The organism is Brevundimonas sp. SL130 (genome assembly GCF_026625805.1).
In the GTDB taxonomy this organism is placed as follows: domain Bacteria; phylum Pseudomonadota; class Alphaproteobacteria; order Caulobacterales; family Caulobacteraceae; genus Brevundimonas.
This window is the reverse complement of record NZ_CP113064.1, coordinates 1,296,142-1,309,119: the sequence shown is the minus strand read 5'-3', so window position 1 is coordinate 1,309,119 and position 12,978 is coordinate 1,296,142. Positions and strand designations below refer to the sequence as shown.

Annotated in this window: 15 protein-coding genes; 10 read left to right on the top strand and 5 right to left on the bottom strand. The window is 65.5% G+C overall.

All coding sequences use genetic code 11. The features are described from left to right. Positions 1 to 40 precede the first annotated feature (40 nt). Entirely contained in the window at positions 41 to 541 is a 501-nt protein-coding gene (gene bfr / locus OU998_RS06575) for a bacterioferritin (protein WP_267516055.1), read from the top strand. 6 nt (positions 542 to 547) lie between these two features. On the opposite strand, the gene OU998_RS06570 is transcribed toward bfr, so the two are convergent. Both OU998_RS06570 and OU998_RS06565 read right to left on the bottom strand, forming a co-directional pair. Beyond that, complete coding sequence (locus OU998_RS06570) at positions 548 to 1,273, bottom strand: ABC transporter permease (RefSeq protein WP_267516732.1); 726 nt, start codon at positions 1,271 to 1,273, stop codon at positions 548 to 550. Continuing rightward, the gene (locus OU998_RS06565; RefSeq protein ID WP_267516054.1) at positions 1,273 to 2,211 is read right to left on the bottom strand and encodes an ABC transporter ATP-binding protein; all 939 of its coding nucleotides are present in this window, start codon (positions 2,209 to 2,211) and stop codon (positions 1,273 to 1,275) included. The genes OU998_RS06570 and OU998_RS06565 overlap by 1 nt, the downstream gene beginning before the upstream one ends. Before the next feature lie 103 nt (positions 2,212 to 2,314). On the opposite strand from OU998_RS06565, the gene OU998_RS06560 reads away from it, so the two are divergent. The 7 genes from OU998_RS06560 to OU998_RS06525 all read left to right on the top strand — a co-directional run bounded on the left by OU998_RS06560 (position 2,315) and on the right by OU998_RS06525 (position 7,872). Then, positions 2,315 to 2,800 carry a DUF2975 domain-containing protein gene (locus tag OU998_RS06560; protein WP_267516053.1) on the top strand — a complete coding sequence of 162 codons (486 nt, stop codon included), beginning with the start codon at positions 2,315 to 2,317 and terminating at the stop codon, positions 2,798 to 2,800. Next, a complete protein-coding gene (locus OU998_RS06555) occupies positions 2,801 to 3,043 on the top strand; it encodes a helix-turn-helix domain-containing protein (protein ID WP_267516052.1) in 243 nt (80 codons plus the stop codon). Between the two features lie 55 nt (positions 3,044 to 3,098). Further along, positions 3,099 to 3,659, top strand: a complete 561-nt coding sequence (locus OU998_RS06550; protein WP_267516050.1) for a TspO/MBR family protein — start codon at positions 3,099 to 3,101, stop codon at positions 3,657 to 3,659. Between the two features lie 100 nt (positions 3,660 to 3,759). Continuing rightward, complete coding sequence (efp, locus tag OU998_RS06545; protein ID WP_267516049.1) at positions 3,760 to 4,326, top strand: elongation factor P; 567 nt, start codon at positions 3,760 to 3,762, stop codon at positions 4,324 to 4,326. A 177-nt stretch (positions 4,327 to 4,503) separates the two neighbouring features. Continuing rightward, positions 4,504 to 5,310, top strand: a complete 807-nt coding sequence (locus OU998_RS06540; RefSeq protein ID WP_267516048.1) for an inositol monophosphatase family protein — start codon at positions 4,504 to 4,506, stop codon at positions 5,308 to 5,310. Positions 5,311 to 5,531: 221 nt separating this feature from the next. Next, complete coding sequence (locus OU998_RS06535) at positions 5,532 to 6,569, top strand: glycerophosphodiester phosphodiesterase (protein WP_267516047.1); 1,038 nt, start codon at positions 5,532 to 5,534, stop codon at positions 6,567 to 6,569. Between the two features lie 679 nt (positions 6,570 to 7,248). Next, positions 7,249 to 7,872 carry a hypothetical protein gene (locus OU998_RS06525; protein ID WP_267516046.1) on the top strand — a complete coding sequence of 208 codons (624 nt, stop codon included), beginning with the start codon at positions 7,249 to 7,251 and terminating at the stop codon, positions 7,870 to 7,872. Between the two features lie 261 nt (positions 7,873 to 8,133). Here OU998_RS06525 and OU998_RS06520 read toward each other — a convergent pair whose 3' ends face one another. Continuing rightward, positions 8,134 to 10,017, bottom strand: coding sequence for an ABC transporter transmembrane domain-containing protein (locus tag OU998_RS06520; RefSeq protein WP_267516045.1), 1,884 nt, complete (start codon positions 10,015 to 10,017; stop codon positions 8,134 to 8,136). Positions 10,018 to 10,153: 136 nt separating this feature from the next. Between OU998_RS06520 and rpmE the strand changes: the two genes are divergently transcribed. Continuing rightward, positions 10,154 to 10,378 carry a 50S ribosomal protein L31 gene (gene rpmE, locus OU998_RS06515; RefSeq protein WP_267516044.1) on the top strand — a complete coding sequence of 75 codons (225 nt, stop codon included), beginning with the start codon at positions 10,154 to 10,156 and terminating at the stop codon, positions 10,376 to 10,378. A 207-nt stretch (positions 10,379 to 10,585) separates the two neighbouring features. Continuing rightward, positions 10,586 to 12,106, top strand: coding sequence for a L,D-transpeptidase family protein (locus OU998_RS06510; protein ID WP_267516043.1), 1,521 nt, complete (start codon positions 10,586 to 10,588; stop codon positions 12,104 to 12,106). 44 nt (positions 12,107 to 12,150) lie between these two features. Here OU998_RS06510 and OU998_RS06505 read toward each other — a convergent pair whose 3' ends face one another. Both OU998_RS06505 and OU998_RS06500 read right to left on the bottom strand, forming a co-directional pair. Further along, complete coding sequence (locus OU998_RS06505; protein WP_267516042.1) at positions 12,151 to 12,666, bottom strand: DUF1465 family protein; 516 nt, start codon at positions 12,664 to 12,666, stop codon at positions 12,151 to 12,153. Positions 12,667 to 12,773: 107 nt separating this feature from the next. After that, positions 12,774 to 12,977 (bottom strand): DUF1192 domain-containing protein, encoded by a 204-nt coding sequence (locus OU998_RS06500; RefSeq protein WP_267516040.1) that lies wholly within the window; start codon positions 12,975 to 12,977, stop codon positions 12,774 to 12,776. Between the last annotated feature and the right edge of the window lies 1 nt (position 12,978).

Sequence of the window (12,978 nt, the reverse complement as noted above, 5' to 3'; positions counted from 1 at the left end):
GGACGGCGAAGGTGCCGCCGAGAGACAAAGGACCATGGCCATGAAGGGCGATCCCGCGATCCTCCGCACTCTTAATGCGGTGCTGACCAATGAACTGACGGCGGTGAACCAGTATTTCCTGCATGCCCGGATGTTCGAAAGCTGGGGTTTGTCCCATCTGGGCAACGTGATTTACGAAGAATCGATCGGCGAAATGAAACACGCCGACATGCTGATCAAGCGCATCCTGTTCCTGGACGGCCTGCCCAACCTGCAGGACTTGCACAAGCTGAAGGTCGGCGAGGACCCGATCGAATGCCTGGGCGCCGACCTTCAGCTCGAGATCGACAGCCGCGCCACGACCGCTGCGGCCGTCACCCAATGTGAAGAGACCCGTGACTACGTCAGCCGCGATCTGCTGATGAAGATCCTGGCCGACACCGAGGAGCACATCGACTTCCTCGAGAACCAGCACAAGCTGATCGAACTGCTGGGCGCGCAGAACTATCTACAGTCGGCCATGAAGGAAATCGTCACCGACAGCGCGGCCACGGGGGGCTGACCAGCGTCAGACCACCTCGCGCCGGGCGAGGTGCAGGATCGCCAGCACCAGTACGACCAGACCCAGTCCGCCGCCCAGACCCAGGGCCGTATTCACGCGCCAGGCCTCGGTGGCCATGATGTTGACCGGCATCTGCCAGGGCATGAAGACCCCCTGTTTCGCCGCCGTGGCCACGACGGCGAAGAAGGTGCCGCCGATGCCGACGACGAGGGCCGGGACGAAACTGGCGAAGCGCAGGGCGACCCAGAACTGGATCGCGATCATCAGGATCGCAGCCAGCGCCATCAGGCCCAGCGCCCTTGCATAGGTCGCCAGTTCGAACGGGCCGGTCGGCACCACGGCCGGCTTGATTACAGCAGCCAAAGTCACCGATCCGGCGGTCAGGAACAGTACGCCCGCACTCATCAGCAGGACAAGGCCGACGACGCAGATCGCCTTGGCCGCGTAGAGTTTCCAGCGCGCCACCGGCAGGGCGCGCAGATGATCCCAGCTCTTCGGCCCATGCTCCATATGGGCCACCAGGGCCGTCAGGGCCGTGACGCTCATGGGCATCATGAAATAGGCCCAGATCGCGGACCCGGCACCGATCCACATCTCCCAGGGCTGGGGCTTGTCGTTTCGCAGCGCCATGAAGAAACCGAAGACGGCGATCAGGGACGGAGCGGCCACGGCAAGCAACAGGGCCAGAGACCGGTTCAGCTTGCGGATTTCGACGTTCAATACAGCGAGCATCATGCGGCCTCTGCGGTTCGGATGGACGTCGCGCCGGCCACGCTGTGATAGAGGCCCTCCAGAGAGCGCGGGCGGGGTCCGATGGCGAACACCGCCACCCCGGCCTCGACCAGGGCGGCGTTCAGGCCAGCCGAGACAGCGTCGGCATCCTCTCCGGGCTTGAGGTCGATGGTGAGACCCTCGGGATTCGGCCCGGCAGACAGGCCTCGCGCAGCGATCACAGCCCTCGCCGTCTTCGGGTCGGGCGTCCGGATCAGAATTTGAGGCGCCAGCCCTGCCTTCAAAGCGGCCAGTTCGCCCTCCAGCACCAGTCGGCCGTCGTTGATGATGCCGATATGGGTGGCGGTCTGTTCGATTTCGCCGAGCAGATGGCTGGACAACAGGACGGTGGCCCCCGTCCGGTCCGGCAGGTCGCGCAGGAGGCGTCGCATGTCGGCGATGCCGTCGGGATCCAGGCCGTTGGTCGGCTCGTCCAGCACCATCACCGGCGGCGCACCCAGCATGGCGCGGGCCAGACCCAGCCGCTGGCGCATGCCGAGGGAATAGTCGCTGACCCGGCGCGGGGCGTGGTCGGCCATCTCGACCACCTCAAGCACCCGGTCGATCTCGGTCGGGGGCAGGCCCAGAAGGGTCCGGGTCAGGTCGAGGTTCTCGCGACCCGTCAGGTTGGCGTAGAAGCCGTGGGCCTCCAGCAAGGCTCCGACCTGACGGGACGCCCCGATCCGGTCGCGCGCCACGTCGATACCGCAGACCAATGCGGTTCCCGACGTCGGCCGGATCAAGCCCAGCAGCATTTTCAACGTCGTCGTCTTGCCGGCCCCGTTCCGACCGAGGAAGCCATAGACGGCGCGATCCGGCACGGTCATCGACAGGGCGTCCACGGCGGATCGGCCCTTGAAACGGCGGGTGATAGAGTGAGCTTCTATGGCGGCGGCCATCGGACGGCGTTCCCGTTTGTTTAAGTCCGGTATAAAGTTGCGCAACCCCGATCTTTAAGTCAAGATTAAAGACAAGACAGGTTTCCAAGCCCCGGACAGACCCATGGCCGTCGACGATCCCGCCCGCTTCCACCGCATGTGCCGCCAGTTCCGCTGGCTCGCGATCTTCATGGTCTGCAGCGTCGGCGCGCTGCTGGCCTTGGCGCCGGTTGTGTTCTTGCTTCGAGGCGAAGGGCGGCCCGTCATACTTCTGCTACGGGAGATGGTATGGGCCACTCCGGCCTGCCTCTATCTGTTCGCCGTATGGTCGATCGGGTCGGCGCTGGGGCAACTGGCCAAGGGGCGGCTGATCCAGCCCACCCTGTCAGACGCTCTGCGCCGCGTCGGATTGGCGCTGGGTTTTGGCGGACTGCTCAGCGTCTTCGGCATCACCAATCTGATGCGACTGATGGGCGACGAACGCAGCGGTTGGGCCTATTTCGATGTGCCGGGAATGACCCTGGGCATGATCGGCGGCGCGCTGTTCCTGCTCGGTCGGGTTCTGGATCAGGCGACGAGACTACAGGCCGAGATGGACGAGATGATCTGAATGCCGGTTCGCGTGACCCTGAATGACCTTATGGTCCGCAAAGGCCTGAAGGCGCGCGACGTCGCCGCCCAGGTCGGCCTCAGCGAGACGCAGTTTTCGCTGTTCCGATCCGGCAAGGTGAAGGGCATACGCTTCAGCACCCTGGCGCGGCTGTGCGCTGTGCTGGAGTGCCGGCCCGGCGACCTGCTGGACTATGATTTCGATCCGAGCGAGACAGAACCTGTCGAGCCGGTCGAGGTCTGACGGAACCGGGTCCGACGCCGCCCATTTGATTCAAGCGGGCAAGCAGGAGCGGACCATGACTGATATCGACGAGGCCATCGACGACGTGCGCGACGCCGCCGTGGACCTGCTGAACAGCGAGGGGCGGAGCGCGGCCCATGTCGCCATGGGTGTGGCGCTGACCGTGGGCTTCGCCCTGTTGGCGACGGGCATCGCGTCGGGCGCCTTGACGCCGAAGCGCAGGCTGAAACATGTCCGCGACAAGGACTTGCCGATCACGGAGAAGCCGCACGGCGCCTTCAGTCTGATCCTGCCTGCGGTGTTTTCGGCCACTACGCTGTCGGCCGTGCGGGTCTGGAATGCGCCGCCGCAGCGCGAGCGCACGCGCGCCATGGGCCTGTGGGTCGCGGCGCAGACGGTCAACGCCATCTGGCTGGGTCTGCGGCCGTCGTCGATGTGGAAACAGGTGCTGGCGGCCATGTCGTCGGCGGGACTGGCGGCGGCCTTCGCCCACGAGGCGCGCAAGCTGGACGAGGGGGCGGGCAAGATGGCTGCGCCGACCGGCGGCGGCGTAAGGCTGGGCAACTTCCTGCACCGCAAGGTGGACCAGGCGTCGGGCGAACGCACCCTGCACTAGGCCCGCCTTGCCCTTTGCCGGGGCTTCCTCTAGGGATCGCGCCCTATTCGCCACGCCCCATCCGGGCGCGTGGGCGCAACTCCATTCCCGATGTGACCCCATGAAGATCAACGGCAACACCATCAAGCCCGGCATGGTCCTGCAACACAATGGCGGCCTGTGGGTCGTCACCAAGGCCAGCCACGTCAAGCCCGGCAAGGGCGGCGCCTTCGCCAACGTCGAGGCCAAGAACCTCGAGACCGGCAACAAGCTGAACGAACGCTTCCGGTCGGAAGACAAGGTCGAGCGCGTGACCCTGGAGCAGAAGGACTTCTCCTATCTGTTCGACAACGGCGACAGCCTGGTCTTCATGGACGACGCCACCTACGAACAGATCGAACTGCAGAAGACCTGGGTCGGCGACGACCGCATCCCCTATCTGCAAGAGGGCATGAAGGTCATCATCGAGATGCACGAAGAGCGTCCGATCGGCCTGGAACTGCCGGATCAGGTCGTGCTGGAAGTCGCCGAGACCGAGCCGACCGTGAAGGGTCAGACGGCTTCGTCCTCCTACAAGCCCGCCATGGCGTCGAACGGCGTGCGGATCATGATCCCGCCCTATATGTCGGCGGGCGAGCGCATCATCGTCGACACCACCAGCGGCGAATACGTCCGCCGCGCGGACTGAGTTATCGGGGTGAGCGAGGGGTGTTAGTGAGCAAGGGGTGAGCCGAGGCCGCCCCCATCGCTCACGCCTTGCTCACTAACACTAGTCACCCGGCGTAGATTGACGCCGACCCTTGAACTTCTCCGCATCTCCGGGCCAAAGCGCCTTTTCAGGACATGCGGACCAGGAGATCCGCCGATGGCCCTCGCTTCCGCCCTGCTCCAAGTCATGCTCGACGCGGTGCGCAAGACCGCCCGCCCCATGCTGCGCGACTTCGGTGAAGTCTCCCAGCTTCAGGTGTCGAGGAAGGGGCCCGGCGACTTCGTCACGGCGGCCGACCTGAAGGCCGAGGACACCCTGTACGAACTGCTGATGAAGGCCCGCCCCGGCTATGGCTTCCTGGGTGAGGAACGCGGCATGATCGAGGGGACGGACAAGTCCCACACCTGGATCGTCGATCCGATCGACGGCACGACCAACTTCATGCACGCCATGCCCCACTTCGCCATCACGGTGGGGCTGGAGCGGCGCGCGCCCGACGGGTCGAGCGAGATCGTCGCGGGCGTGACCTACAACCCCGTCATGAACGAGCTGTTCTGGGCCGAGAAGGGCAAGGGCTGCTATCTGAACGATCAGCGGATCCGCGTCGCCGGTCGGCGCGACCTGTCGGAGAGCCTGATCGCCACCGGCCTGCCCTTCATCGGCAAGTCGGGCCACGCCCAGGCCATCAAGGACATCCACGCCATCGGCCAGCGCGTCGCCGGCATCCGCCGCCTGGGCTCGGCCGCCCTGGACTTCGCCTGGGTCGCGGCCGGTCGCTATGACGCCTTCTATGAGCGCGGCCTGAAGCCCTGGGACGTGGCGGCGGGCATCCTGTTCGTCACAGAGGCCGGCGGGTCGGTGACGACCATCGAGACGGACGGCGACCCGAAGACGGGCGTGTCGATCCTGGCCAGCAACAGCGAGCTTCATCCGCAGCTGCGCAAGGTGTTGCAGGCGTCCTGAGGCCGTACAGCCGCCTCTCCCTCCCCGTCCGGGGAGGGGCGTCGCGAAGCGACGGGGTGGGGGCGGCCAGGCCAGGGCGCACGGACTGAGGCGATTAGGTCTGTGGGACGTCGCCCGGCCCGGCCCACCCGGCTCCGCTGCGCTTCGCCCCCCTCCCCCGCAGGGGGAGGGAGAAACGCCGTCGTCATTCGCTTGTCGCGCCCCTGCCCTATCCAAGGGGCATGATCCGCGCCATCGTCACCGCCCTTGTCCTGCTGACCGGAACGCCTGCCGTGGCCCAGCCGCTGATCATCGCCCATCGCGGCGCCTCGGGCGAACGGCCCGAGCATACGCGGGCGGCCTATGAACTGGCGGTCGAACAGGGCGCGGACGTGATCGAGCCTGACCTGGTGCTGTCGAAGGACGGGGCCTTCATCGACCGGCACGAGAACGAGATCGGCGGCACGACCGATGTGGGCGAGCGGGCGGAGTTCGCGGATCGCAAGACCACCAAGACCATCGACGGGGTGGCGACCACCGGCTGGTTCACCGAGGACTTCACCCTGGCTGAGTTGAAGACGCTGCGGGCCAAGGAGCGGCTGCCCGCCTTTCGGCCCGGCAGCGCCGCCTATGACGGGCAGGAGGCGATCCTGACCTTTGACGAGGTAGTCGCCATCGCCCGCGCGGCCTCGGTGCGGACGGGACGGACCATCGCGGTGGCGCCCGAGTTGAAGCACCCGACCTATTTCGCCGGGATCGGCCTGCCGATGGAGGACGGCTTCGTCGCGGAGCTTGAGCGACTGGGCCTGACCGGCGCCGATGCGCCCATCATCATCCAGTGTTTCGAGGTCGGGCCGCTGGAGCGGCTGGCGACAAGGATCGACGCGCCCCTGGCCCAGTTGGTCAGCAGCGCGGGCGGGCCGGCGGACCGGCCGGACGTCACCTATGCCCAGATGATCACGCCCGAGGGGCTGAAGGCCATGGCCGCCTATGCCGACTGGGTCGCGCCGGAGATGACCCTGGTCCTGCCGCGGGACGCCGAGGGTCGCACGACCACGCCCAGCGCCCTGGTCACGGACGCCCATGCGGCGGGGCTGAAGGTGGTGATCTGGACCCTGAGGGCCGAGAACGCCTTCCTGCCGACCGAGCGGCGGCGGGGCGAGGGCTTTGCGGAGCACGGCGACATGGCGGGATACGCCGCCGCCTTCGCCGAGGCCGGAGTGGACGCGGTGTTCAGCGACTTTCCGGCCTTGGCGCGACAGGGAGCGACTGGGAAATAGACTCAATCCACTGCGAAAAAAACGAGTCTATTTTCGTCTATTCTTCGCGGGCGCGGTGAAATTGCACAGGCCGGAAAAAGCGGTGCAATGTGCAAAGAGTGCAATTTGCAGGCGGCGCGGGACCGAGCGGGGATGTGGTTTTCAAAGACCGTGCCGACAGTATCTCACGGTTTTGGGGCGTGCTGACTTGAGCGGCGTTTTCGGACGTCAAGACATTGAAAAGTCAGTTATTCGGCAGAAAAATTAGGAGCGCCGGCAGGGTGTTGGACCTCCCCTTCCCCCGTCATCCTCGGGCTTGACCCGAGGATCGGAGGTTCCACACGCCGTGAAGAGACGTCGGGCGCCGCCTCAGCCCTACGCCGGATCCTCGGGTCAAGCCCTGAAATGAGGGGGATAGACCGCGACCGACAAAGCCGGTCGCTGGCGCAGAAAGCGGACATCCCGAAGGTCGGTTTGGGGTGGAAAGCAGACCTGTCCCTACACAGCTAGGCCCAGCTCAGCGCCATCGCCCGATGGCTCAACGAACGGCCAAGAAATACCTTGCTCTATCGGACGCCAGCGGAGACCTTCGCTGCGTGTGTTGCAGCGATCAGTTGAGCCCGTCGTCGAAAGCAGAATTTCATGCGTCGCCGGCAAGCGGACATTGATCTAACCAACCCGAAACAACACGAGGAGCCCCATGAATAATCCGTTGAAGCCATTGCTACTGATCGCCTGCATATCAATCGCAGCCAATGAAGCCAAAGCTTCCGATATCATCTCTATCAACCCAACCAGCAAAGCAGCACTGTTGGACGGGCATTGCGGAAATGATGAATGGGAAGCAGCGACAAAGATCGAGCTGCCTGCGCAGGCTTACATCTATCTTATGCACGATAAAGACTACTTCTACATTTGCGCCAAAGGCAAATCAGAAGATTACACGGTATTGGATCTTTACATAGAGCATGCAGAAACTGGATACCTCCACCATTTCCATCTCTCCGCTCAAATGGGAGAACGAGTGCGTACCGACGAAGGATGGGGTGAGTCCGCGACATGGGAGCTCAGAGACTATGCTGGATTCTGGGTACCATATTTTGGGCTTGAAGATCCTGAGAATAACAATGGGCCAAAATTCGCCAGGGGAACACACAGACAACTACAAGTGTCACGCACAAAATTTGCGGGCAACACCTGGAACATGATGATTAGCGTCGGCGCCATCAGGCACGAAGGAGCTGGGGCAGAATTTCTTTACCCCGAAGATGCTGTAGACAGCGACGAGTCGACTTGGGGTACGTTTTCATTTACTGGACAATAAGGCATAGCAAATCATTAAAGCCGACGCCGCTTCGCGGCGACCATCAGCTCGAAGCTACCACTGTTCAAGTTCCTCGAAAGTCCGCAAAGGGTCGAAAGCGCTCCTTGGCTTCTGACCGACAAGCGGACGTTCAGATTGCCACCGCCAGCCATTGTCGGTTCCGGTGAGAGGATGACGGAGGGTGCGAGGAAGACGGAAGGCGACGGCGGGACCGAGTAGGACGGAAGTTGGGGGCGAACCCGAGGACGGAAGATGGAAGCCTCAACCCGCCCGGAACTGCAACTCGGCCAGACGCGCATAGAGCCCGCCCTTGGCCACCAGTTGGTCGTGCGTCCCCTCCTCCACCACGCGGCCGTCGTCCATGACGACGATGCGGTCGGCGCGCAGGACCGTAGCCAGGCGGTGGGCGATGACCAGGGTGGTGCGTTCTTGCATGGCCTGGTCGAGGGCGATCTGGACCAGACGTTCGCTTTCGGCGTCCAGGGCGCTGGTGGCCTCGTCCAGCAGCAGGATGGGGGCGTCGCGGACCAGGGCGCGGGCGATGGCCAGACGCTGGCGCTGACCGCCCGAGAGGCTCTTGCCGCGTTCGCCCAACGGGGTGTCGAAGCCTTCCGGCAGGGCGTCGATGAAGCCCAGGGCCTGGGCCTTTTCGGCGACGGCGCGCGCCTCGTCCAGGGTGGCGGTCTCGCGGCCGAAGCGGATGTTCTCCAGGGCCGAGCCCGAGAACAGCGGCGTCTCCTGCGACACCCAGGCGAACCGGTCGCGCACGGCGACGGGATCGGCCTGACGCACATCGACGCCGTCGACCGAGACCACGCCGGTCTGGGGATCATAGAAGCGCAGCAACAGGCGGAAGACAGTCGACTTGCCGGCGCCCGAGGGACCGACCAGGGCCACGGTCTCGCCCGGCCGCACGGTCAGGCTGAACCCCTTCAGGGCCGGAAGATCGGGACGTCCGGGATAGGAGAAGCCGACGGCCGACATCGACACTTCGCCGCGCGGCGGCGACGGAAGGGCCGTGGGCTGAGCCGGGGGGGCGATGTCGGGGGTGGCCCGCATAAGCTCCTCAATCCGCTCCATGGCGCCGGCGGCCTTTTGCACATCGCCCCAGCTTTCGCCCAGGGCGCCGACGGCGCCGGCGGCGAAGACCGACAGAAGGACAAACTGGAGAAGCGCGCCCGGCGTCATGACGCCCGCCACCACGTCCTGGGCCCCCAGCCACAGCACCAGGGTGACGCCGCCGAACATGACGATGATGATCAGGGCGGTCATCCAGGCCCGCGCCCGCATACGGGTCAGCGAGGCGGAGAAGGCGTCCTCGACCGCCGCACCGAAACGGGCGATGGCGCTGCGTTCACGGCCGAAGGCCTGAACCGTCTCGATAGCGTCCACACTCTCGCCGGCGAAGCCGACGGCGTTGGCGAACCGGTCCTGAGAAGCGACGGTCAGTTTGCGGACCTTGCGACCAAAGATGAAGATCGGGCCCAGCAGGAAGGGCACGATCAGCAGGACGAAGCCGGTCAGTTTCGGACTGACGAAGAACAGCAGGGCGACCCCGCCGATCAGGGTCAGGAAGTTCCGCAGCGCATAGGAGACCGAGGTGGTCATCAGGGTCTCGACCAGGGCGATGTCCGTGGTCAACCGCGACAGCACCTCGCCGGTGCGCATCTGGGCGTAGAAGGACGGGTCCAGGGTCAGGATACGGCCGAACAGGCCCTTGCGGACATCGGCGATGACGCGCTCGCCCGTGCGGGTGACGTAGAAATAGCGGGCGGCGGTGGCCAGGCCCAGGAACAGGGCGTTGGCGCCCAGCAACAGGAACCACAGGTTCAGATTGGCGCCGCCAGCCTCGAAGCCGTGATCGATGGCTCCGCGCGCAAGGACCGTCAGCCCGAGCGACGCGGTGGTGGACAGCAGCAGCCAGAAGACCGCCATAAGGGCGTGGCCCTTGTGCCGTAGGGCATAGGGAATCAGCCGGGCCAGCGGGCGGATGTCGCGGCGTTTGGCGCGTTTCTCGCCCGCCTCGTTCATCTGTTCGGCGAGAAGGGCGCCGGCGCTGGGGCGGCCCTGAACCGTTTCCACGCCGGAGGCGCGCCCCGCAGGAAGGCTGGCGGAGCGGGCGGATGCGGCGGTTTGATCGGTCATTTCGCCTGCCTCTTGCCCCGGAACGCCCCCCGGTGTAAACGCCGCCCCTCATTCCCGCCGGATTTTCTGGCGGGTTTCTCATTTCATGCGCAGCGACGGTCGGCATCGTCATCGCGCCAGAGACCGGACGACGACCATGAAAGCGGATACGCACCCCGACTATCACTTCATCAATGTGGTGATGACCGACGGCACTTCCTACCAGACCCGTTCGACCTACGGTAAGGAAGGCGACACCCTGAACCTGGACATCGATCCGTCGACCCACCCGGCCTGGACCGGCGGCAACGCCCACCTGCTGGACCGCGGCGGCCGCGTTTCGCGCTTCAACAACAAGTTCGCCGGCTTCATCAAGAAGTAAGCGCGTCCTGGCTGCGACACATCGCGGCAATCAGGCTACGAAGAGCGTCGGTCGCATGACCGGCGCTTTTTGTTTGCCCGGAACGCCGGTAACGTGGGCGGCGTTCGGACACGGCATTACCGGCGTCGATTCACGGGGATCGAGCCATCGAGAAGCGGACAGGTTATGAATAGACGGGAATTGGGTCTGGGTGTCGCGACGGCGACCATGACCCTCGCCTCAACAGCGCGCGCTCAGTCGGTGACCGTCCAGCGCGGGCCGCAGGCGACCGCCTTCTACAACAGCTTCAACGACCAGATTTCACGCCTGCCCGAGACGCAACAGGCCGACGTCCGCGCCTTTTATGAAATGAACGGCTGGCGGCCGGTGTGGAACAGCGAACGGATGCGCGCGCTGAACGCCGTGGCCGGTCGCGCCGAGCGGCATGGCCTGGCGGCGGGCGATTATTTCGACTTTGTCGGACTGGCCGCCGATCCCGCCTCTTCGGACCTGCGCACCACCGCCGCCGCCCTGGCCTATGGGCGGATCCTGGCCGAGGGCAAGGTCCGCCCCGAGACGGTCGAAGACCTGTGGGAGATGCAGAAAAACCGCGCCGACCTGCCGAGCGGCATGAGCGACGCCCTGGCGCGCAATGTCCTGCTGGACTGGTTCGAGGGTCTGGCCCCGACCGACATCGGCTATCAGAACCTGTCGGCCGGCTATGTCCGCTATCGTCGCCTGGCCGCCCAGGGCGGCTGGCCGGCCTTTATCGCCGGACCGACTATCGAACCGAACATGAGCGATCGCCGCCTCCCGGCGCTGATCGACCGGCTGACGGCGGAAGGCGACCTGACGGCGGCGGACGGCGCGCGGCTGAAGGCCCAGGGCCTGACCTATGGGGCGGAACTGCAACGGGCGGTCCAGGGCTTCCAGGTCCGGCACGGCCTGGGCGCGGACGGCCGGATCGGGACGGGCACCCAGCGCTCGCTGGGCGCCTCGGCCGAGGATCGTGCGCGCCAGATCGCGCTGAACCTGGAACGCCGCCGCTGGCTGAAGCGCGACGTCGCGCCGGAGCGGATCGAGGTCAACACCGCCGCCGCCATCATGGTCTATTGGAAGGACGGCAAGCCGGTCCACTCCAACCGCGTCGTGGTGGGATCGGCCGAGAACCAGACCCCCAGTCTGGAGAAGCCCTTCGCCTCGGTCGTCGCCAATCCGCCCTGGTATGTGCCGGCCGGGATCGCACGCCGCGAGATCCTGCCGAAGGGACCGGACTATCTGGCCGCCAACGACATGTTCGTGCGGGACGGAACCGTCATTCAACGCGCGGGGCCCAAGTCGGCCCTGGGCTATGTGAAGTTCGAGCTGCGCGACAGCTACGCCATCTTCCTGCACGACACCCCGTCGAAGGCCGCCTTCAATCTGTCGATGCGCCAGCGCAGCCACGGCTGCGTGCGGGTGCAGAACGCGGTCGAGTTCGCCCGGCTGTTGCTGTCGCCCGATCCGGTCAAGCTGGCCGAGTTCGACACGGCCCAGGACAGCCGCGAGACCACGCGGGTGACGACGGGCCGCGAGATCACCGTGCGGCTGCTGTACTGGACGGCCTTCGTCGACGGTCAGGGCCGGGTGGCCTTCCGTGAGGACGTCTATGGCCGCGACGACAAGCTGGCCCAGGCCCTGGGCATCGCCGTCAGCCTGCCCAAGCCGGTGGACGACGGCCGTCGCGACGCCAACGACGTCGGGCCGTAGGGCAAGAAGACCCTCCCCCGCAGGGGGAGGGAGAAATGACGGCTTCAGATCTTGAAGGCGGCTTCCAGCAGGCCGTGCTGGCTGAGCACCGCGTTTTGAGGCTGCTCTTCCTGGGCGTCCAGGTACATGCGCCGGTCCAGGTACAGGGTGCGGTCGAACAGTTTCTCGGAACGGACCAGATATTCGACCAGGGCGATGGGCAGTTCGGCGTGGCTGGGCTCGCTCTCGATCTTGCGGTCGTTCAGGCGATAGCGCGGCTCGCAGGCGGTTTCAGGCGTCATGTCGTCCTCGCGCACGGCCCGCTGGACCAGAAGCCAGGACGCGATCTGCATCAGGCGCGTCGTCAGCTTCATGCTCTCGGCCGCATAGGCCAGGGCCGCGCTGCGCGACAACATCTTGGAATCCCGACGTCCCTCGCCGTCCAGGTAGGCGGCCGTCTCCTCGACCAGTTCCATGCCCTCGCGGAAGGTGCGGTCGAACAGCTCCGAACGGGAAAAGTCCCGAACGACACGGGCCCGGTCTGCTGTGGAGCCCGTACTCTGGTTGTCGCTCAGGGTCATGGTGGACATCATCATGGGATTGGACGCTCGTTACGACTTTGGGCCAAGACGCGGCCTTTGTCGTGCCGACTGCAACCGTCATGCCATGGATTTGTCGTGGGCGCGATTCATGAGCGGAAGTTGAACAGGGCGTCCGCCGCGCTCTTCTTGGCGGTCTTGGCGTCGATGGCGGCGCGGGCGCGGCCGATCTCGTCGTCCAGAGCCTGGATCCGCTCTTGCAGATCTTCGATGGAATAGGCGTCCAGATCCTCGCGGCCCAGGGCGGTCAGGGCGTCTCCGCGCCGGGAGCGGGGCTCGAGATCCTCGAACATC